The 19,934-nt window shown below is 64.7% G+C and carries 18 protein-coding genes; 16 read left to right on the top strand and 2 right to left on the bottom strand.

The genetic code is table 11. The features are described from left to right. Positions 1-21 precede the first annotated feature (21 nt). Positions 22-726, top strand: a complete 705-nt coding sequence (locus tag HD592_RS00500) for an MgtC/SapB family protein (protein ID WP_184451254.1) — start codon at positions 22-24, stop codon at positions 724-726. Between the two features lie 47 nt (positions 727-773). Here the strand turns inward: HD592_RS00500 and HD592_RS00495 are convergent, their stop codons facing one another. Then, positions 774-2,018 carry an ROK family transcriptional regulator gene (locus HD592_RS00495; protein WP_184451253.1) on the bottom strand — a complete coding sequence of 415 codons (1,245 nt, stop codon included), beginning with the start codon at positions 2,016-2,018 and terminating at the stop codon, positions 774-776. Positions 2,019-2,097: 79 nt separating this feature from the next. Here HD592_RS00495 and xylA point away from each other — a divergent pair, with 79 nt between their 5' ends. From xylA to HD592_RS00450, 10 genes are all read left to right on the top strand, one after another. Then, positions 2,098-3,450 carry a xylose isomerase gene (xylA, locus tag HD592_RS00490; RefSeq protein WP_184451252.1) on the top strand — a complete coding sequence of 451 codons (1,353 nt, stop codon included), beginning with the start codon at positions 2,098-2,100 and terminating at the stop codon, positions 3,448-3,450. A gap of 251 nt (positions 3,451-3,701) precedes the next feature. Beyond that, positions 3,702-5,060, top strand: coding sequence for a xylulokinase (locus HD592_RS00485; protein WP_184451251.1), 1,359 nt, complete (start codon positions 3,702-3,704; stop codon positions 5,058-5,060). 185 nt (positions 5,061-5,245) lie between these two features. Then, a complete protein-coding gene (locus HD592_RS00480; RefSeq protein WP_184451250.1) occupies positions 5,246-6,739 on the top strand; it encodes an MFS transporter in 1,494 nt (497 codons plus the stop codon). Positions 6,740-6,841: 102 nt separating this feature from the next. Then, the gene (locus tag HD592_RS00475) at positions 6,842-7,153 is read left to right on the top strand and encodes an SAV_915 family protein (RefSeq protein WP_184451249.1); all 312 of its coding nucleotides are present in this window, start codon (positions 6,842-6,844) and stop codon (positions 7,151-7,153) included. 7 nt (positions 7,154-7,160) lie between these two features. Further along, positions 7,161-7,436, top strand: coding sequence for a hypothetical protein (locus HD592_RS00470; protein ID WP_184451248.1), 276 nt, complete (start codon positions 7,161-7,163; stop codon positions 7,434-7,436). Then, positions 7,436-8,572, top strand: a complete 1,137-nt coding sequence (locus HD592_RS00465) for a hypothetical protein (RefSeq protein WP_184451247.1) — start codon at positions 7,436-7,438, stop codon at positions 8,570-8,572. Before HD592_RS00470 ends, HD592_RS00465 begins: the two co-directional genes overlap by 1 nt. 71 nt (positions 8,573-8,643) lie before the next feature. Beyond that, positions 8,644-9,363: a hypothetical protein gene (locus tag HD592_RS00460; RefSeq protein ID WP_184451246.1), complete on the top strand. Its 720-nt coding sequence runs from the start codon at positions 8,644-8,646 to the stop codon at positions 9,361-9,363. Positions 9,364-9,720: 357 nt separating this feature from the next. Beyond that, positions 9,721-10,431: a hypothetical protein gene (locus HD592_RS00455; RefSeq protein ID WP_184451245.1), complete on the top strand. Its 711-nt coding sequence runs from the start codon at positions 9,721-9,723 to the stop codon at positions 10,429-10,431. 94 nt (positions 10,432-10,525) lie between these two features. After that, on the top strand, positions 10,526-10,714 hold the full coding sequence (locus HD592_RS11845; protein ID WP_221437780.1) for a hypothetical protein: 189 nt from the start codon (positions 10,526-10,528) through the stop codon (positions 10,712-10,714). A 108-nt stretch (positions 10,715-10,822) separates the two neighbouring features. Further along, the gene (locus tag HD592_RS00450; RefSeq protein WP_184451244.1) at positions 10,823-11,503 is read left to right on the top strand and encodes a hypothetical protein; all 681 of its coding nucleotides are present in this window, start codon (positions 10,823-10,825) and stop codon (positions 11,501-11,503) included. A gap of 108 nt (positions 11,504-11,611) precedes the next feature. Here the strand turns inward: HD592_RS00450 and HD592_RS00445 are convergent, their stop codons facing one another. Beyond that, the gene (locus tag HD592_RS00445) at positions 11,612-12,673 is read right to left on the bottom strand and encodes a LacI family DNA-binding transcriptional regulator (protein ID WP_184451243.1); all 1,062 of its coding nucleotides are present in this window, start codon (positions 12,671-12,673) and stop codon (positions 11,612-11,614) included. Positions 12,674-12,916: 243 nt separating this feature from the next. On the opposite strand from HD592_RS00445, the gene HD592_RS00440 reads away from it, so the two are divergent. The 5 genes from HD592_RS00440 to HD592_RS00420 are packed head-to-tail and all read left to right on the top strand — an operon-like array spanning position 12,917 to position 19,930. Beyond that, positions 12,917-14,188 carry an ABC transporter substrate-binding protein gene (locus tag HD592_RS00440; RefSeq protein ID WP_221437779.1) on the top strand — a complete coding sequence of 424 codons (1,272 nt, stop codon included), beginning with the start codon at positions 12,917-12,919 and terminating at the stop codon, positions 14,186-14,188. Positions 14,189-14,197: 9 nt separating this feature from the next. Then, the gene (locus HD592_RS00435) at positions 14,198-15,193 is read left to right on the top strand and encodes a carbohydrate ABC transporter permease (protein ID WP_184451241.1); all 996 of its coding nucleotides are present in this window, start codon (positions 14,198-14,200) and stop codon (positions 15,191-15,193) included. Next, complete coding sequence (locus HD592_RS12430) at positions 15,190-16,053, top strand: carbohydrate ABC transporter permease (protein WP_184451240.1); 864 nt, start codon at positions 15,190-15,192, stop codon at positions 16,051-16,053. The genes HD592_RS00435 and HD592_RS12430 overlap by 4 nt, the downstream gene beginning before the upstream one ends. Then, a complete protein-coding gene (locus HD592_RS00425; protein ID WP_184451239.1) occupies positions 16,050-17,531 on the top strand; it encodes a glycoside hydrolase family 43 protein in 1,482 nt (493 codons plus the stop codon). The genes HD592_RS12430 and HD592_RS00425 overlap by 4 nt, the downstream gene beginning before the upstream one ends. A 44-nt stretch (positions 17,532-17,575) precedes the next feature. Further along, entirely contained in the window at positions 17,576-19,930 is a 2,355-nt protein-coding gene (locus tag HD592_RS00420) for a glycoside hydrolase family 3 N-terminal domain-containing protein (RefSeq protein ID WP_184451238.1), read from the top strand. The last annotated feature ends 4 nt before the right edge of the window (positions 19,931-19,934 follow it).

The raw sequence follows: 19,934 nt of genomic DNA, 5'->3' as shown, positions 1-19,934 counted from the left end.
CCGCGAAGGCAGGTGAATCTCATGGGGGACTTGTTCTCGTTCGCCCACTTCGGCTACGGGGTGGGGGCCCTGGCGATGACCGGGCTTCTGTGCTCGATCCTCGGCTTGGAGCGCCACTACCACCTCAAGGACGCGGGGGTGAAGACGCATGTCCTCGTCGGTGTGGGCGCCTGCCTGTTCACGCTCGTGTCGGTTTACGGATTCGGATCCTCGGGTCCCGCGGGTGCGCCGGTGGATCCCTCGCGCCTCGCCGCGCAGGTGGTCTCGGGCATCGGCTTCCTCGGCGCGGGGCTGATCTTCGTCAACAACGACACGGTGAAGGGGCTGACGACTGCTGCGACGGTGTGGGTGTCGGCCTCGATCGGCGTGGCCTGCGGCGTCGGAATGGTCCTCCTCGCCTGTGTGACCGTGCTCCTCCACGTTCTGCTGGTCTTCGCCGTGGGTCCCCTTCTTGAGCGCATTCCTTCACGGAAGGAGAATGATCGCCTCGTCGTGGAGTACGAGGCGGAAAAAGGCGTGCTGCGCCGGATCCTCGTGACCGCTTCGGGCTTGGGGTTCGCGGCGATGGTGAATTCAACGGAGCGGATCGACACCGAGCACGGTCGCGGTGTTCGCGCGATCATGCGTTTCGAAGGATCGCATTCCCTTGAGAATCTGATGAAACGGGTGGCCGATATCGAGGGCGTGAATGCGGTCGATCGGATCGAGCATTCCACCCTCGATTGAGTCGGCGCGTCGAGGATCGCCGTTTGACGCCCCTTCGCCCGGGGCGCTCAGGCGGTCCAGGCCATCGGGTCGTCGACGAGGCGTTGGAGGATCCTGTGGGCGGCGCCCTTGACCGCGAGGTCGCGCGAATCGGGGATGAGATCGATCCTCGGGTGCGACCAGGCGGCCTGGAGGACGCGCGTCCCGATCTCCTTCGCCGCGGGTTCGACGAGCCATTCGCCCAGCTCGGCGACGACGCCGCCGAGGAGGACGAGGGGGATGTCCGCAGCGTTGATGACTGCTGCGAGGGAGCGTCCGAGCGCTCCGCCGCCTTCTTCGAGTGCGGCGAGGGTCGCCGAGTCGCCTGCGAGTGCTGAGGCCTTCACGTCTTCGACTCCGGCTTCGCGCCCCAGTCCGGCGTGCTGTCCGAGTGCGCGCAGGCCGAGGTAGGCCTCGAGGCATCCGGTGGCGCCGCAGGAGCAGAGGGGTCCGGAGGGGTCGGCGCAGATGTGCCCGATTTCGCCCGACCATCCCCTCGCTCCGCTGAGCGGCCGGTGGTCGACGATGATGCCGGCGCCGATGCCGACCTCGCCGGAGACGTAGATGAAGGAGGCGGGTCCGGAGGGGACGCCGGGGAGCGGGTTGGCGACCGCGAAGGCCGCGAGATCGGCTTCGTTGGCGACGATCGCGGGGTGGACGCTGGTGAGGGGCGAGAGGAGGGCCTCCAGGGGGATGTCCCTCCAGCCGAGGTTGGGGGCCAGGGCGAGGGCGCTCGGGGAGACGAGGCCGGGCAGGGCCAGGCCGGATCCGAGGAAGAGGGCTCCTTCGGGCAGGGAGTCGGCGAGGAGTTCGCGCGCGGCTTCGCCGAGGCGGGTCATCGTTTCGAGGGGGTCGGATCCGGCGAAGTCGGATTCGATGCGTTTGGCGGCGATCTCCTGTCCGGCGAGGTCGATGAGGACGAGGTCGAGGGCGGAGATGTTGACTTCGAGGCCGAGGGCGACCGCCCTGCCGGGCGTCGGCGTGAGCCGGTTGGCGGGGCGCCCTCGTCCGCCTGTCGGGGGTTCGATCTCGATGACGAGTCCGGCGCTGATGAGTTCGTCGACGAGGCGGGAGATGGTGGCGCGGGTGATGCCCGTGGCCTGTGAGATGCCGGATCTGGAGATCTCCCCGGGTGCGGCGAGGATCTGGCGCAGGGAGAGGGAGAGGTTCATCGCGCGCAGGCTCTCCGCTTTCACTCCGGCCATGGCGCGTTCGGAGGGTTTGAGGGGGGAGCGCTGCACGACTGAGGCGCGTCGACGATGCTCGGCTTTCATGTCTTGACTCTAGCCTATTCGAACGACTAAGTTTTTCTTCGTAACAAAATCACTGTGGACCCGTCCATGAGAGGCACCCATGTCTGAGAACCTGTGGAACATCGAAAAGATCCCCTACGTCGGAACAGAGTCGCTCCGACAGGGACTCGGCTTCCGCTACTACGACGCCGACCGCGTCGTGGCCGGCAAGACCATGAAGGAGTGGATGCGCTTCGGCGTCGCCTACTGGCACACCTTCGAGCAGCGCCTCGTCGACCCCTTCGGCTCCGGCACCGCGATCCGCCCCTTCGACGGCAAGTACTCCACCCCCCTCGACCTCGCCCTCGCCAAGGTCGACTACGCCTTCGACTTCTTCACGACCCTGGGCGTCGACTACTTCTGCTTCCACGACCGCGACATCGCGCCCGAGGGCGACACCCTCCGCGAGACCAACGCGATCCTCGACAAGGTCGTCGACCGCATCGAGGAGAAGATGAAGGAGACGGGCGTCAAGCTCCTGTGGAACACCTCCTCCCTCTTCACCAACCCGCGCTTCCTCTCGGGCGCCGCGACCTCGCCCTTCTCCGAGATCTACGCCTACGCCGGCGGTCAGCTCAAGCACTCCCTGGAGATCGCCAAGCGCCTGGGCGCCGAGAACTACGTGTTCTGGGGCGGGCGCGAGGGCTACGAGAACCTGTGGAACACCGACCTCAAGCGCGAGCAGGACCACATCGCCCGCTTCTTCCACATGTGCGTCGACTACGCCGCCGAGATCGGCCTGGACTCCCAGTTCCTCATCGAGCCGAAGCCGAAGGAGCCGACCGCGCACCAGTACGACTTCGACGCCGCGACCTCGATCGCCTTCCTCCAGACCTACGGCCTGGCCGACAAGTTCAAGCTCAACCTCGAGGGCAACCACGCCAACCTCGCCGGTCACACCTACCAGCACGAGATCCGCGTGGCCCGCGCCGCCGGAATGCTCGGATCGCTCGACGCCAACCAGGGCGACAAGCTCATCGGCTGGGACATCGACGAATTCCCCTCGGACCTGTACGAGACGACCGCGGTCATGCACGAGGTCATCGCCGAAGGCTCGATCGGTCCGCGCGGCGGCCTGAACTTCGACGCCAAGCCGCGCCGCACCTCCTTCACCGCCGAGGACCTCTTCCGTGCCCACATCGTCGGCATGGACTCCTACGCGGCCGGCCTACTCGTGGCTGCGCGCATGCACGAAGAGGGCGTCATCAACGACCTCGTCGCCGAGCGCTACTCGTCCTTCGATTCGGGCATCGGCGCGACGGTCGAAGACGGCACCGCGACCCTCGCCTCCCTCGAGGAGCACGCGCTCGACATCCCGCAGGCCGAACTCATGGCCGCGGTCAAGTCGGACCACCTCGAGTCGGTGAAGGCGACGATCAACAACTACATCGTCGACACCCTCGGCCGCGCCTGAAATTCGACCCCGATAGGGGCCGTCCAGGCGCAGGGGCGTTGAGGCGGTCGGGTCCACCGGTCCCGACCGCCTCCTCCCCCCGCCGAGGTCATCACCTTTCTTCATCGAGATCATCACCTTTGGGCCGCGAGGGGATCTCCATTCCCCTCAATCCGCGGCACGCCCCGCCCTCGTCGCCCCTCGCCCGCAATTCCGGGGCGGCCCACCCGAATCCTCCCCAGGCCCATGACAACGAAGTTCTGGAGACTCCCATGACCACCCGCCCCTACGTCGCAGGCGTCGACACCTCGACCCAGTCCTGCAAGGTCGTCATCTTCGATCCCGCCACCAAGTCCGTCATCCGACAGGGCAAGGCCTCCCACCCGGACGGCACCGAGGTCGACCCCGCGAAGTGGTGGGACGCCTTCCTCGAAGCCGTCGATGAAGCCGGCGGCCTCGACGATGTCGCGGCCCTGTCCGTCGGCGGACAGCAGCACGGCATGGTCCTCCTCGACGAGGACGGCGAGGTCATCCGCCCGGCCCTGCTGTGGAACGACACCCGCTCCGCATCCTCCGCGCGCGACCTCATCCGCGAACGCGGCGCCGACGGGCGCGATGACGCGGGCTCCGAGGGCGCGAGCTGGTGGGCCGATGCGACCGGTTCGGTGCCAGTCGCCTCGCACACCGTGACGAAGCTGCGATGGATCGCCGACAACGAACCCGAGAACGTCGAGAAGATCGCCGCGATCTGCCTGCCCCACGACTACCTCGCGTGGCGGATCATGGGCTCGCCCTCCCTCGGGGCGCTCGCGACCGACCGCTCCGACGCATCCGGCACCGGCTACATGGCGCGCGAAACCCCCGAATACCGGCGCGACATCCTCGCCTCCGCCCTGCGCATCGACGAGGACGAGGCGGAGCGCATCATCCTCCCGGCGATCGCGGGCCCGTGGGACGTCGTCGGGCACGGCGACCCCGAACGCGGCTGGGGCGAGATCCTCATCGGTCCCGGTGCCGGCGACAACGCGGCGGCGGCCCTCGGCGTCGAACTGGAACCCGGGTCGGCGCTGCTGTCCCTCGGGACCTCAGGCGTCGTCTCCGCCGTGTCGACGACGTCGATCGCCGACGCATCCGGCCTGGTCACCGGCTTCTCGGACGCCTCCGGCAACTGGCTGCCCCTGGCCTGCACCCTCAACGCCTCGCGCATCATCGACGCGATGATGAAGGTGACGGGCCTGGGGTACGAGGAGTTCGACGAGGCGGCCCTGTCCGTCGATGACGCCGCCGGCCTCGTCCTCGTCCCCTACTTCGAGGGCGAGCGCACCCCGAACCTGCCGGACGCGACGGCCTCGCTTTCGGGCATGACCCTGGCGAACTCCGATCGCGCCCACGTCGCCCGTGCCACCGTCGAAGGACTGCTCACCCTCATGCGCTTCGCACTCGATGCGATGCGCGCCCAGGGCGCACCGATCGAGAAGGTGCTCATCGTCGGAGGCGGCGCGAAGTCGACGGCCGTCCAGGCGCTGGCCGCGCAGTTCCTCGGTGCGGCGGTCGAGCTTCCCGAGGCCGGCGAGTACGTCGCGCTCGGCGCCGCGAAGCAGGCCGCGAGGGTCCTGGCCGAAGCGGAATAGCCCTCGGCGCCGGGTCGCTGCGAGCCGGATCGCAGAGGGGAGCCGCTCGCCGACGGCACCGGGCCGGTGACGGCACCGGGTCGCCGAGGCGCACCGGGCCAACAAGGCGCCTTGGAGCGCCACCGCTGGGCACCACCGGGAAACGACGGGGGAGATGGAGTCGACATGAACGTCGGAGTACTCGAATGACTCGGGGAGAGGCGGGAGGGCTGCGGATCTACGCGGCCCTCCTGCGGCATCCCCATGTGGCGCGCTTCCTCCTGGGCGGGGTGCTCGTCCAGTTCCCCTACGCGATGGTGAACATGGCCCTCCTCATCGGGGCGCGCGACGGCTACGGCTCCTATTCGAGCGCGGGCCTCGCCGCGGCGGTCATGTCGATCGCGGGAGCTTTCTTCGGCCCGAACGTGGGCCGCGCCATCGATCGATGGGGGCAGAAGCGCGTCGTCGGCGTCATCGGCGCCTTCTGGGTGTTCTCCATCGCGGTCCTCGGCCTCGTCCTCGTGCTGCGTCCGCCCTACTGGGCGCTCGTCGCAGTCGTGGTCATGCTCGGGATCAGCGTCCCCGGCGGATCCTTGATCCGCGCCCGCTGGCGCGAGGCCCTGCGCGAGGAGTCCTCGGTGATGCCCTCGGCCCTGTCGCTCACCTCCGTGGCCGAGGAGTTCATGTGGGTGCTCTCCACCCCGATCGCGACCGCCCTGGCGACCTTGGTCTCGCCGATCGCGGCACTGGTCTTCGGCATCTTCACGATCCTGGCCGGTCTGCACCTGCTCCTCGGCGATTCGACTTTCGAACCCGTGCCCTTGGGTGAGCGCGTGCGTGCGCGACTCCGAGGTGCGCAGGGGCCGAGGGCGGAGCTCGGCTCCTTGGGGAACGAGGGCGAGCGCACGGAGGCCGGATCGGGCGACTGCGGGATCGAAGGCGCGTTCGCAAGCGCCGCTCATGCCGAGGAATCGATGATTCTCGAGGGCGGGGCGGATGCCCGGGCAGAGGCGGTGGCCCGGGCAGAGGCGGAGGCCCGGGCAGAGGCGGTGGGCGAATGCGCTCCCGGCGTTGCGCCGACTGCGCAGCCCTCGTCCTCATCGGCGGTCGAGCGCCTGTGGACGCCGACCTTCGCCGTCCTTCTTTTCGTTCTGATCTTCTACGGCGCTTTCCAGACGACCACGGGGATCGCGATCGTGGCCTTCGCCCGCGAGCTCGACATGCAGGCCTGGGCGGGGACCGTGACCGCCTGCTTCTCGGGCGGGTCGATGGTCGGCGCACTCGTCTACGGGATGAGGGCGTGGCCCGGATCCTTGTGGGCGCGCTTCTACATCGGGTTGGCGGCGCTCGCGGTCGCGTGCTCGCTGCTCGTGTTCGTCGGCTCGATGCCCGCGGCGGCGATCGTCATGCTCGTGTCGGGCCTGTTCCAGGCTCCGACGGTGGTCAACATCAATCAGATCTTCATGCGCATCGTGCCCGCGAAGCGCTTCACCGAGGGGATGGCCCTCTTCGGTTCGATGTGGGTGATCGGGATGTCGGTGTCGAACATCGGTGCGGGGGCTGCGATCGATCGTTGGGGAGCGTTCGGCGGTTTCGCGACCGTGGTCGGTTTCGCTCTGGGCGCCCTCGTGCTGGCGTTCGTCTCGATGCCCGCGGTGAAGCGGGTGTTGGAGGTGGGGCCCGGAGACGGGCCCGCCTGAGTCGGGGTGCGGCGGGTCTTTTCGTGGACTGAGCTACAGGACTACCCTCCGAGTACCGGGGGAGCCCGGTGTGCGTGTTTGTTTTGCTGCATCGGGTGGGGGATGTTGGAAGAGGAGTTGGTTGTTCCGCCGGTTGTGTATGTGCCGACGGCGCATGGTTCGGCGCGCTTCGGTGCTGAGGTGGAGCTGCGTCAGATGGATGATGGACGTGTCGCTTTGTTGGTGTATACGGCCTTGGATCGTTTGTATTCGTGTTGTGGGCGTGCTCAGCCGTGGGTCCTGTATCCGACGGAGCGTTTGGAGGATCTGGCCAGGGTCACTCCATACGATGTGATCTTCTTCGACATGGAGATTCCACGTGCCATGCGGCATCGTGAGAATGATGAGGGCGTGGGGTTGTCGGGTGGCGAATGAGTTCAGGGTGGATGCTGAGGCTTCCCGTGCGATAGCGGGGAGGCTTGAGGGGGTTGCCGTGTCGATCACTACGAGTGTTGACGGGATCCCGACGCAGTGTCGCGGTGGTGATGTGGAGCATCTTTTGTGGGGGATCGTGGGTGATGTGACCGCTGCGTGTGCTGTTCTCCATTCGAACGCGGCTCGGGGTTCGAATGCGGTGCGGAGGATTGTTGATGATGCCGAGTATGCGGATTCGGTGTTCGAGGCGGAGTTCGAGTCGCTGATGAGGGGGCTCGGCTGATGAGTGATGATCTGCTCGTCATCGATACCGAGATCAAGGGCTCGGCGTCGGAGATCGATGCTCTGGCGGATGCGGTGCGTGTAGTGGCTGATGCGCTCAGTGTTGGGCAGGATGACGTCATTTGGGTGCGCAATTTGCACAATGAGATGTCGGCTGGGGAGTTCGCCGCACGCTTCGATGAGTGGGTTGCGAAGCTGACGGCGGCGTTCGGGCGGGGCTGGGCTTTGGCGGTGAAGGCGGTGGATGTGTTCGCCGCGTATGCCGACCAGCTGCGGTGGGTTCAGAACAAGATGTCGGACTATCGCGCTCAGGCGCGTGAGGGTCATTTGGTGGTCGACGCGTTCTTGATCGTGTGTCCTGATGAGGTGTCGCCTCCGCTTCCTGAAATTGGCGTGCCGGGGCAGGGGCCAAGTGCTCAGTGGATGGCCGCGAATGCCGAATATGAAGAGAATGCGCGTCGTAGACAGCTGTTCAAGGTGTTGGCAGAGGATGTGCAGGATAAGCGCGACTACTTCGCCCGGTGGGTGAAAGATCATCTGGAGACTTTGCGGACGGAGTCGGTGAATCTGGTCGATGAGATCGGGGTCTCCTTGCAAGATGATGCGAAGGCGCAGGCATGGCAGATTCCCTGGGGCCTGCGTTCGGAGAGGCTGGCCGATCAGGCGGAGCTTTACCATTCGAAGGCGTTGGCGAGGGCGAGGGATTTTGTTGCGGCTCGTGCGACTGCTGCTGAGATTGAGGCTGGGGTTTTGTCTGTGGGGTCGAGGGCGATGGTGGAGGCTCTTGGTCGATCGCGTTTGGAGGTGCGTGCGCTTGATTTGGCTGAGGCGGGGCGTTTTGCCAGGGTGATGGGCAAGGCGGGTGGAACTGTGATCACGGTGGGTGCGATCGGGTATGACGTGGCGACCAGTGATACTCCGAGCACGAGTCTCGTGGGGGGCGTGGCCGGGGTGAGCGGAGGCGCAGCGGTCGGTGCGCTACTGGTAACGGAAGCTACTCCGATCGGGTGGACAATCGGCATCACGATTGCAGGTAGTGCGCTGGCGTCTAGCCTGGCATCAAGCATGTATGAAAAGGTGCTACCTCTGGAGACCCGTACGAAGATTGATCGAGGAATCAGAGAATTCCTCTACTGAGAGCTCTCTGCTCAACTTTGCTTCGACCAGACCGTAGGACGCGCAATCCCAAACGGGAGGTAATTTATCGAATGATAAAACGCAGGAATATTTCCGCTGATGAGTATGATCGTCAACAGCGTTCGCTTGTGTCGCTCGGCCTCTTTGTTTGTGTAGCCCTCTTAGCAATCGCATTCATTGCAAAGGATCGCTATCTATTGAGTGTTCGTCCGTTATTCCTAGCCTCTCCACTGATTTTTCTTCCAGGAATCGCTTTGGGGCTTCGAAAATCGATTTGTAGGGACCTGAGCATTCTCCAGGGAGAAAGAATCGTCCTCTTTGAGCCATTGATTCTCACAGTCTTTCATACCTTCTATATTATTGGATTCTGGATTGAGATTATCGTAATCATCTATAGTGCATTCTTTAGATTCACTGGCCTATCAGGAGCCTTCCTTGTTCTTGTTGCAATTGGTTTGTCTGATGTGGTTCCTCGTACACTGGGGCTTTTTAGGACGTCTGGGAGGTCGTATATTTCGTTTGGTGTGGAGGGGTTTGAGATGCGGGGGTCTTATGGTGAGGTGAGTCGTGTTTTGTGGTCGCAGAAGCCTCGGGTTGTCGGTGTGAAGCGGGGCGTTTTCTTGGAGGTTGAGCCGACGGTGTCGGGTTCTGGGTTGGCGGAGTTGTGGACCTTGCCGATTCGGTATTCGACGATTGAACGGATTGTTGATTATTACGTGGATCATCCGGAAGAGCGTGCCGTCCTCGGGACTGAAGAAGGGCTTCGGCAGATCGAGCGGCTCTGCAGGTGAACGATTCCGGGGTCGGGGAAGTGTGGTTGCTGTGGGTGCGATCGGGTATGACGTGGCGACCAGTGATACTCCGAGCACGAGTCTCGTGGGGGCGTGGCCGGGGTGAGCGGAGGCGCAGCAGCCGGTGCGGGTCTTGGGACAGTAGCGGCTCCTATTGCTGGTCCAGTTGTTGGACTCTTTGTGGGTGGCGCGCTAGCAGCATCGACGGAGTGGGGCTATGAAAGATTCGTTCCTCTTGAGACTCGGGGGAAGATTGACCATTGGATCATTGAGAAGCGTGACGAGTATCAGTGAACCGTAGGATGTGTTCGTAAAATAGGCGGACCCTGTCAATAATTCCAAAGAGATGGACCTCGAATGAGATCTTGTGTTGATCACGAAAAATTCAGTGATGCGATAAGTGTTGCTGTAGGTATCTTGATCCCTGTAGGAATTGTCTTCTACTCACATCCGCCGTACGCATATATTTACGTCCTAAGATTCACCTTCCTCATGGGTAGTATCACTTTGATCATTGCGCTGCCGATCCTGCAGAGAGCTCGAGTATTCAGGCATTTTTCCTGGAATCGTGATGGTGAAGTCATGTACCTCTCTGAGCCGCGCCTTCTTCTCGTAATCAGAATAGTCTATATTCTCCTAGCATTCATCACTGTTCTTTCAACCTTCATCCCAGTAATCATATATAGATTGCCGTCACTATTTGTAATTTCTGCAATATTCTGTTACTCATTTGCGCGCGATGGTGTCCTCTATTTGAGGGGGTTTTTTACTGCTCCGTATCGGGCGTTCGTTGCGTTGGATGTTGAGGGGTTCACGGTGCGCAGGGTTGATGGTCGGGTATCAACGTTCGCGTGGGAGGATTCACCTCGCGTGTTGGGTGTGAGTCGTCGAGGTCGGCTCGTGCTGACTGCATCGAGGAGTGGGCCGTCTGAAGTAGATTTCGCTTCGCTGCCTATCAAATATTCGGCGATTGAGCGAATCATCAATTACTACGTTGAGCACAAGGAGGCCCGTGCTGCTCTGGGTAGTGAGGAGGGGCTTCGGCAGATCGAGCGGCTCTGCAGGTGAGCGATTTCGGGGTCGGGGAAGTGTGGTTGCTGTGGGTGCGATCGGGTATGACGTGGCGACCAGTGATACTCCGAGCACGAGTCTCGTGGGGGGCGTGGTCGAGGTGAGCGGAGGCGCAGCAGCCGGTGCGCTTCTCCCCTCAGCAGCCATTATTCCCGCTGTTCTTCTAGGGGTAGGTGTTGGTGTTGGAACATCGTATGTTTCTGAATGGGTATATGAGAAGTCTGTTCCTCTTAAAATCAGAGGAAAGATCGATCGTGGGGTTAGAGAACTTCTCCACTGAATAAGGCCTGCATTCGTTATGTGCAATATTTTGTGTGTCCAGACGGAGTAAGAATGGTTTCTTATAATGTTTAAGAGAAGAGATGTGGCTGTAGATGAGTATGATAAAATGCAGCAGCGCATGCTCTATTTTGAAATTGCAGGAATTGCCCTTCTTTCAATACTGTCTATTGTTCCGAATAGTCGAACGATTGAAAGCGCTCGCGCGATACTATTGCTAGGTCCTTGGCTTTTGTTGAGTGCGATTCCGTTTGCAATGCGATATTCGCTCCAAAAGAAAATATCTTGGCGAATAGTTGGATCGAACATCCGCATAGATGAACCGCTGTTTCTGACAGTCTTTCACGCCGTGTATGTCCTTTCTGGATGGATTCTTGTTGGAAGCATTGGATATAGTGTTCTATTTCATTTCACTGGTTTGTCAGGCCTGTTTGTTGTATTTCAAATCTATCTGTTGTCTGATGTGGTTCCTCGTACATTGGGGCTTTTTAGGACGTCTGGGAGGTCGTATATTTCGTTTGGTGTGGAGGGGTTTGAGATGCGGGGGTCTTATGGTGAGGTGAGTCGTGTTTTGTGGTCGCAGAAGCCTCGGGTTGTCGGTGTGAAGCGGGGCGTTTTCTTGGAGGTTGAGCCGACGGTGTCGGGTTCTGGGTTGGCGGAGTTGTGGACCTTGCCGATTCGGTATTCGACGATTGAACGGATTGTTGATTATTACGTGGATCATCCGGAAGAGCGTGCCGTCCTCGGGACTGAAGAAGGGCTTCGGCAGATCGAGCGGCTCTGCAGGTGAACGATTCCGGGTCTGGGGAGGATCATCAATCCCGAAGTGTCGGCGATATGTCTGCGTCGGTGCGCAGTGTGCGCGTCGGGCGGGCGCTTTGGGGCGGGACCGATGGGGTCAGTCGCTGAGGGGGGCGGGGGCGGTTGAGTCGCGGACGACGAGCCGGGTGGCGAGCTGAATGGGCGAGCCGGCCGTCGCCCCCGGATCTTTCGACATGAGGAGCACGGTGCGCACGGCCTGCGCCCCCATGTCGCCGAGCGGCTGATGGACGCTGGTGAGCCTGGGGGTCGCCCAGCGCGCGAGGTCGGTGTCGTCGAAGCCGATGACGGAGAGGTCCTCGGGGATCCGCAGTCCGAGTTCACGGGCCGCCTCGTAGACGCCGATCGCGGTGACGTCGTTGGAGGCGAAGATCGCGCTCGGGCGCTCGGGCGCGGGGAGTGAGAGGAGACGGCGTCCGACTTCGAGTCCGTTCTCGTAGGAGTATTCGGAGCCGCCGACGAGGGCGGGGTCGAAGGCGATCCGGTTCATTCTCAGGGCCGACAGGTAGCCCTCGAAGCGCTCGTGGCCGGGCACCGAGTAGGCGGGGCCTTTGACGAAGGCGATGCGGGAGTGGCCGAGGGCGATGAGGTGCTGCGTCGCCTCGACGCCGCCGTTCCAGTTCGTCGCGCCGATCGAGGCGGTCCCGATCGGGGTGGGGGATGCGGGGTCGATCGCGAGGTGGGCGAGGCCGGCGTCTTGGAGGCGGGCGATGAGGTCGGTGCTCGAGGGCGAGGTGACGGTGATGATGCCGATGCCCCCGCCTTCGACGAAGTCCGAGATCCAACGATCGTCGAGGGGGCGGATCCTCGGTTCTTCGCCGGTGCCGAATGAGGTGTGGCTGAGGAGGAGGTCGGCGTCGAGCTGGAGGGCTGCTGTGGAGGCGCCTTTGAGGATCTCGAGGGTGTAGGTCGTCGAAAGATTGTCGGCGACGATGGCGATCGAGGGGCGAGCCGCGGTCGGGTGCGCGGGGGCGGTGCGCTGATATCCGAGTGCGGCGCAGGCGTCGAGGACGGCGCGCCGTGTCGATTCGGAGACGTCTTTGCGGTTGTTGAGGGCTTTTGAGGCCGAGGCTTTGGAAACGCCTGCCAGTTGGGCGACCGCATCGAGGGTGACCTTCTGCTTGCGAGGGGTATCACTCATAGCAACCTCCTTTCATCCTTCAGCATACGAAACAGTTTCGTTTTATTCAAGGAGTAATTGCAAAGAGTAATTGGCTGTTGGCATTTCGTTATCTGCGCGCAATCTGTGCGTCTTGACATATTTTCTCTCACACCTAAACTAAGTGGTGTTCAGGTTGGTTCGCGAAAGATTTCGGTTGATCCCTGACCGGAGCGACCACCGACGGAGGTTTCAACGGTGAAACGACACTCACGAATGCTCAGTGTGACGACAGTCGCCGCCGTCGCCGCGCTCGCCCTCGCAGGCTGCGCCGGTGGTGCGGGGTCCGACTCCGGGTCCGCCGACGGCAAGGTCACCATGGAGCTCTGGCACAACTCCACCACCGGTGAAGGCAAGGCCTTCTGGGACAGCACCGCCGCCGACTTCATGAAGGAGAACCCGAACGTCACGATCAACGTCTCGGCCGTCCAGAACGAAGAGCTCGACGGCAAGCTCCAGACCGCGATGAACTCCGGTGACGCCCCCGAGATCTTCTTCTCCCGCGGCGGCGGCAAGCTCAACGACATGATCGAGGCCGGACAGGTCCAGGACATCACCGATCAGATCACGGAAGAGACGAAGACCGCGATCGGCCCCGGCCCGATGTCCACGCTCACCGTCGACGGCAAGCTCTACGGCGTTCCGACCTCCGTTCTGCCCGGCGGCATCTACTACTCCGAAGAGCTCTTCGCCCAGGCCGGGATCACCGAAGCCCCCACGACCATGGACGAGCTCAACGCCGCCATCGACAAGCTCAAGGCGGCCGGCATCCAGCCGATCGCTCTGGGCGCCAAGGACGCATGGCCCGCCGCCCACTGGTTCTACTTCTTCGCCCTGCGCGAATGCAGCCAGGACACCTTCCTCACCGACTCCGCCAAGGGCGATTTCTCCGATCCCTGCTGGCTCAAAGCCGCTGAGGACCTCAAGACCTTCGCCGATACCGAGCCCTTCAACGACGGCTTCCTCACCACTTCCGCCCAGCAGGGCGCCGGCTCCTCAGCGGGCCTCGTCGCCAACCACAAGGCCGCCATGGAACTCATGGGCGCCTGGAACGTCGGCGTCATCGCGGACCTCACCCCGGACAAGAAGCCCCTCGCGGACCTGCGCTGGTTCCCCTTCCCGGCCGTTGACGGCGGACAGGGCGGCGAAGGCGCCCTCATGGGCGGTCTTGACGGCTTCTCCTGCTCGACCGAAGCCCCCAAGGAATGCGCAGAATTCCTCAACTTCGCCGTGAAGAAGGAATACCAGGAGAAGTACGCCGAGGCCTTCAAGACCATCCCGGCCAACACGGAGGCCCAGGGCGTCGTTCAGGAGCCCGCGCTCAAGAACATCCTCGAGGCCAACAACAAGGCCCCCTACATCGCCGTGTGGCTCGACACCCTCCTCGGCCAGAACGTCGGCAACGCCCTCAACATCGGCGTCGTCGACATGCTCGCCGGCAAGTCCGGCCCCGACGGCATCCTCAAGGCGGTCCAGGCCGCAGCGGATAAGGAGTGATTCGAGACCATGTCAGCAGCCCCCGTGCTCGACGGGGGATCCGGGGCCGCGGGAGCCGCCGAGAAGCGCTCCCGCGGCCGCGGCCGCTCACAGAAGTCGGAGATCGGTAGGCGCGAGCGCCTGGAGATCGCCGTCCTGTCCGGCCCGGCGATCCTCCTCTTCCTCTTCTTCGTCATCTTCCCCGTCCTCATGGCGGGCTACTACGGCTTCTTCAAATGGAAGGGCTACGGAGTCCCCACCGACTTCGTCGGCCTGAAGAACTACATCACGATCCTCACCGACCCCGAGTTCCACGCGGTCCTCGGCCACAACGCGATCATCCTCGTGGCATCCCTGCTCCTCCAGGGGCCGATCGCCCTGCTCCTCGCACTCCTCCTCAACAAGAAGATGCGCGGGCAGTCGATCATCCGCGTCCTCATCTTCATCCCCTACGTCATCTCCGAGGTCATCGCCGGCACCGCATGGTCGCTGCTCCTCCAGAGCCAGGGCGGCGTCAACCGCCTCCTCACCGACATCGGCCTCGGCGCCTTCACCCGGGACTGGATCGCCGATCCGAAGATCGCCATGGCGACCCTCATGTTCATCCTCACCTGGAAGTACGTCGGCTTCGCCGTCATCATCTTCCTCGCGGGGCTGCAGGGGATCCCGACCGAGCTCATGGAGGCCGCGAAGGTCGACGGAGCCTCCTACTGGCAGATCCAGCGCCGCATCACGATCCCCTTGCTCGGCCCGACGCTGCGCATGTGGGCATTCCTCTCAATCATCGGCTCCCTCCAGCTCTTCGACCTCGTCTACATCATCTGGGGCCAGTACATCGCCTCGACCGCCGGAACCTCGACGATGGCGAGCTACATGGTGATCAACGGCCGTCTGGCCGGCAACTACGGCTACGGCAACGCCGTCGCGGTCGTCGTCTTCTTCATCTCGCTCATCATCGCCCTCGCCTATCAGCGTTTCGTCCTGCGCCGCGACACAGAGGGCGCGCTTACAGGAGGCCGGAAGTGAGCACTGCAATCCCGCTCAAGCGACGCAAGAACGGCGCCCCGAAGCTCGAATGGGGCAACCCCGGCATCTACTTCCTCGCCGCAGTCGTCTCAATCGCGCTCCTCGCGCCCGTCGTCTACGTCATCATCGGCGGCTTCCGCACGAACTCGCAGATCACCGACAATCCGGCCGGCCTTCCCAACCCGTGGGTCATCGAGAACTACACGGAGGTCATCGCCAGCCCCGTCTTCTGGCGCCAGATCCTCAACTCGACGATCGCCGCCACGGCGACCACCGTCGGCGTCGTCATCCTCGGCATGATGGCCTCCTTCGTCATCGCCCGCTACCCCTTCAAAGGGCGCGAGGCCATGTACTCCCTCTTCGCCGCCGGGCTCATGTTCCCGATGACCGTCGCGATCACGCCCCTGTACATCCTCATCAAGTCCCTGGGGCTGACGAACAACCTCCTCGGGGTGATCCTCCCCGGCATCGCCTTCGCCCTGCCGACGACGGTGATCATCCTCGTGCCATTCCTGCGCACGATCCCGAAGGAACTGGAGGAGGCAGCCGCCCTCGACGGCTGCGGAAGGCTCGGCTTCTTCTGGAAGATCGTCCTGCCGCTGTCGGCTCCCGGCGTCATCACGACGGGCATCCTCGCCTTCATCGGATCCTGGAACTCGTACATGCTGCCGCTCTTCGTGCTCTCCGACGAGTCCCTCTTCACCCTTCCGCTGGGCGTCCAGGCCTTCGCCTCGCAGTACTCGGTGGACACCGCCAGGGTCCTCGCCTTCACCTCGCTGTCGATGATCCCCGCCCTCATCTTCTTCTCACTCTTCGAGCGCCGCATCGTCGGCGGTCTGACGGGAGCCGTGAAGGGATGAGCGCCCGAAATCCGATCCTCGCCGGGACCTTCCCCGACCCCTCCGCGTGCCGGGTCGGCGACACGGTCTACCTCGTGAACTCGACCTTCACCTGGTTGCCCGGCTTGCCCATCCACGCGAGCCGCGACCTGGAGAACTGGGAGCTCGTCGGCCACGCCCTCACCGAGGGCAACGCCGGCCCCCTCGACCTCGAGCTCGGAGCGGAGTCGCAGGGCATCTTCGCCCCGACTCTGCGCCACATCGGCGGACGATTCGTCCTCGTCTGCACGACGGTCGTCGGCACGACCGAGCGCTCCTTCGTCATGACGGCGCCGCGCGCCGAAGGGCCGTGGTCGACTCCCCGCTTCCTCGAAGGCGCCGGCGGCATCGACCCGGACGTGTTCGAGGACGAGGACGGGACCGTCTGGTGGACGGGGACCCGCTTGGCCGCCGACCCCATGTGGCACGATCAGACCGAGATCTGGACGCGCCCTGTGGACCTCGACGCCGCCCGCTTCACGGGCGAGGAGACGGTCATCTGGCATGGCGCCGTCGAGAAGGCCGTGTGGTCGGAAGGCCCGCACCTCTACAGGGTCGACGGCACCTACTACCTCTTGACGGCCGAGGGCGGGACCGCCGAGGAGCACTCCGTCTCAGTCGCCCGGGCGCCGCACCCGCGCGGCCCCTGGGAGGGCTGCAAGCGCAACCCGATCTTCACGCATCGCAATCTCGGCCGGAGCTCTCAGATCCACAACATCGGGCACGCCGACATGTTCACCATGCCCGACGGCTCCTGGTGGGCGGTCATGCTCGGCGTGAGGCTGCGCGGCAACCGCCACCTCCTCGGGCGCGAAACCTTCCTCGTGCCGGTCTCGTGGGAGGAGGGGTGGCCGGTGTTCGCACCGGGAGTCGGGAGGGTCCCCGCCGCCATCGACGTCCGTCCCGGGATCGCCCCCGAGCAGCGCTGCCTCGCGCCCCTCGGAGACGCCCCCGAACGCCCGCATGAGCTTGAACTCCCCATCGCCGAACTGAGCGCCAAAGCACTGAGACCGGTCGGGGCGGAGTGGATCGGCGAGGAGGAGCGGTCCTTCCGCGGCGTGCGCGTCGCCTCCTGGAAAGCCGCGATCAGCCTCGCCGCAGAGACGCTCGCCGCAGGAGGCCTCGTGCCCGGCATCGTCCAGGATGCGAAGAACTCGGCCCGCGTGCGCATCGACGAGGACGGTCGCCTGGTCGCCCGGATCCTCGCGCGCGGCGAGGAGGAGGAACGGGTGCTCGGGCGTCCCGATGCGGGCGCAAGGGTCCGAGTCGGCTTGCGCGACCTCGTCTGTGAGATCGCCTTCGGCGATGAACGCGCCGAGACGGTCCTCGCCCTGCCCGCGGGCTGGCTCTCCACCGAGGAAGCCGGGGGATTCACCGGCTGTCTGCTCGGACTGTGGGGTCCCGCCCTCGAGAACATGACTGCGCCGGTGCGCCTCGCCGGAACCGAATTGCGCCCCTGAGCGCCCGACCCCTGCGCCTGAGGGCGCACGACTTTGGAGACATCATGACCACCTGGCAGAACGCGTCCCTCAGCGACGAGGAACGGGTCGACGCCCTGCTCGCCGAGATGAGCCTGAAGGAGAAGATCCACCAGCTCGCCTCCTTCTGGGCCCGTGATCCCGAGGCGGCCGCCCCCGCGCCCGAGCCCACGGGGCCCGAGGGCGAGGCCGATTCCGTCGAACAGGGGGCCGGGCACGAGGTCGCGCCCATGGAGAACGCCTTCGCGGCCGATTCCCTGTCCTGGGAGGAGTCGATCGACGGCGGCCTGGGGCACATCACCCGCGTGTGGGGCACCGACCCCCTCGAACTCTCCGAGGGCGCGGCCAAGCTCAAGAAGATGCAGGCCGAGGTGCGCGAATGCAACGCCTTCGGCATCCCCGCGATCGTCCACGAGGAGTGCCTCACCGGTTTCACCGCCTACCGGGCGACCGTCTACCCCGCGGCGATCGCCTGGGGCGCGACCTGGAACCCCGGGCTCGTCGGCGAGATGGCTTCACGGATCGGGCGGGACATGCACGCCCTCGGCGTTCACCAGGGCCTGTCGCCCCTGCTCGACGTCGTGCGCGACTACCGCTGGGGGCGCGTCGAGGAGACCTGCGGCGAGGACCCCTACCTCGTCGGAACCGTCGGCACGGCCTACGTCAAGGGCCTCCAGGGCGCGGGCGTCATCGCGACCCTCAAGCACTTCGTCGGCTACCCGGCCTCGCGCGGCGGCCGCAATCACGCGCCCGTGCCGATGGGCCCGCGCGAGCTCGAGGACGTCATGCTCCCCTCCTTCGAGATGGCGGTCCGCGAGGGCGGCGTCGACTCGGTGATGAACTCCTACTCCGACATCGACGGCGTGCCCGCCGCGGCTTCGCGCCACCTCCTCACTGAGGTCCTGCGCGAGCGCTGGGGCTTCACGGGGACGACCGTCTCGGATTACTGGTCGGTCCGATTCCTCGAGAAGATGCACCGGATCGCGGGTGACGGGGTCGAGGCCGCGGCCCTCGCCCTCAACGCCGGATTGGATGTCGAGCTGCCCGAGACGACCTGCTATTCGGGGCTCGCCGAAGCGGTGGAGCGCGGCCTGGTCGAGGTCGCGGACATCGATGCGGCGGCTCGCCGGGTGCTCCTCCAGAAGGCGCGTCTGGGCCTGCTCGACGCCGAATGGGAGCCCTTCGTCGACGAGTCGCGCGACCTCGATTCTCCTAAGAACCGCGAGGTGGCGCGCCGCATGGCCGAGGAATCGATCGTCCTGCTCAAGAATGACGGGGTCCTGCCCCTCGCGCGCCGCTGCGGCGCCGTGGTGATCGGCCCGGTGTGGGAGGAGGTCCGCTCCTTCATGGGCTGCTACGCCTTCCCGAACCACGTGCTCGCCCGTTACGAGGACGGCCGCACGGGCCTCGACATCGAGACCCTGCCCGAGGCGCTCGGCTCCGTCCTCGACGATCCGGTCTTCGTCCGCGGCACCGGCTTCATGGAGGGGACCGACGAGGAGATCGCCGAGGCCGTTGCGGCCGCGAAGAACTCCGAGCTCGCGATCCTCACCCTCGGCGACATCGCTGGCATGTTCGGCGAGGGCACCTCCGGCGAGGGCTGCGACGTCGCGAGCCTCGACCTGCCAGGGCGCCAGGGCGAATTGCTCGACGCGGTCCTCGGCACGGGCACGCCCGTCGTCCTCGTCCTCGTGACGGGACGCCCCTACGCGCTCGGCGCCTATGCGGATCGCTGCGCCGCGGTCGTCCAGGCCTTCATGCCCGGAGTCGAGGGCGCGGGCGCGATCACCCGGGTCCTGTCGGGCGAGGTCTCGCCCTCGGGCCGCCTGCCGATCGCCATCCCGAACACCCCGGGCGGCCAGCCCGGCACCTACCTGCAGCCGCCGCTCGGATGGGAGTCGGAGGGCATCTCGAACATCGATCCGCGTCCGCTCTTCCCCTTCGGGCACGGCCTGTCCTACACGAGCGTCGAGTACTCGTCCCCCTCGGTCTCGACCGGGCGCATGGCGCTCGACGGGACGGTCGAGTACTCGGTGACGGTGACGAACACCGGTGGGCGCGCCGGGGCCGAGGTCGTCCAGCTCTACGCCTCCGACCCGGTCGGCGAGGTCGTCCGCCCGCTCAAGCAGCTCATCGGTTTCGCGAAGGTCGAGCTGGCGCCCGGCGAGTCCGCTCGCGTTACCTTTGAAGTCCACGCCGATCGCTTCTCCTTCACGGGAGTGGACATGAAGCGCATCGTCGAGGGCGGGAGGATCCTGCTCGCGGCGGGGCGCTCCTCGGAGGAGCGCCTGCCCGCGTCCGAGATCGAACTCGAGCCCGGGCGTCGTATCGTCGGCGAGGGGCGCGTCCTCACCACTCCGGTGAGGATCGAGAGGAACTGAGCAA

Source organism: Schaalia hyovaginalis, assembly GCF_014208035.1.
GTDB classification, from domain to species: Bacteria; Actinomycetota; Actinomycetes; order Actinomycetales; family Actinomycetaceae; genus Pauljensenia; species Pauljensenia hyovaginalis.
The sequence above is the reverse complement of the archived record's forward strand: the minus strand, read 5'-3'. Positions and strand labels throughout refer to the sequence as shown.

Coding starts and splice junctions, on each gene's coding strand:
- HD592_RS00455 (WP_184451245.1), top strand. CDS start 9,721: ATGAGATCTTGTGTTGATCACGAAAAATTCAGTGATGCGATAAGTGTT.
- HD592_RS00475 (WP_184451249.1), top strand. CDS start 6,842: ATGTTGGAAGAGGAGTTGGTTGTTCCGCCGGTTGTGTATGTGCCGACG.
- HD592_RS00485 (WP_184451251.1), top strand. CDS start 3,702: ATGACCACCCGCCCCTACGTCGCAGGCGTCGACACCTCGACCCAGTCC.
- HD592_RS00465 (WP_184451247.1), top strand. CDS start 7,436: ATGAGTGATGATCTGCTCGTCATCGATACCGAGATCAAGGGCTCGGCG.
- HD592_RS00495 (WP_184451253.1), bottom strand. CDS start 2,018: ATGAAAGCCGAGCATCGTCGACGCGCCTCAGTCGTGCAGCGCTCCCCC.
- HD592_RS00435 (WP_184451241.1), top strand. CDS start 14,198: ATGTCAGCAGCCCCCGTGCTCGACGGGGGATCCGGGGCCGCGGGAGCC.
- HD592_RS00420 (WP_184451238.1), top strand. CDS start 17,576: ATGACCACCTGGCAGAACGCGTCCCTCAGCGACGAGGAACGGGTCGAC.
- HD592_RS00425 (WP_184451239.1), top strand. CDS start 16,050: ATGAGCGCCCGAAATCCGATCCTCGCCGGGACCTTCCCCGACCCCTCC.
- HD592_RS00500 (WP_184451254.1), top strand. CDS start 22: ATGGGGGACTTGTTCTCGTTCGCCCACTTCGGCTACGGGGTGGGGGCC.
- xylA (WP_184451252.1), top strand. CDS start 2,098: ATGTCTGAGAACCTGTGGAACATCGAAAAGATCCCCTACGTCGGAACA.
- HD592_RS00480 (WP_184451250.1), top strand. CDS start 5,246: ATGACTCGGGGAGAGGCGGGAGGGCTGCGGATCTACGCGGCCCTCCTG.
- HD592_RS00450 (WP_184451244.1), top strand. CDS start 10,823: ATGCAGCAGCGCATGCTCTATTTTGAAATTGCAGGAATTGCCCTTCTT.
- HD592_RS00445 (WP_184451243.1), bottom strand. CDS start 12,673: ATGAGTGATACCCCTCGCAAGCAGAAGGTCACCCTCGATGCGGTCGCC.
- HD592_RS00460 (WP_184451246.1), top strand. CDS start 8,644: ATGATAAAACGCAGGAATATTTCCGCTGATGAGTATGATCGTCAACAG.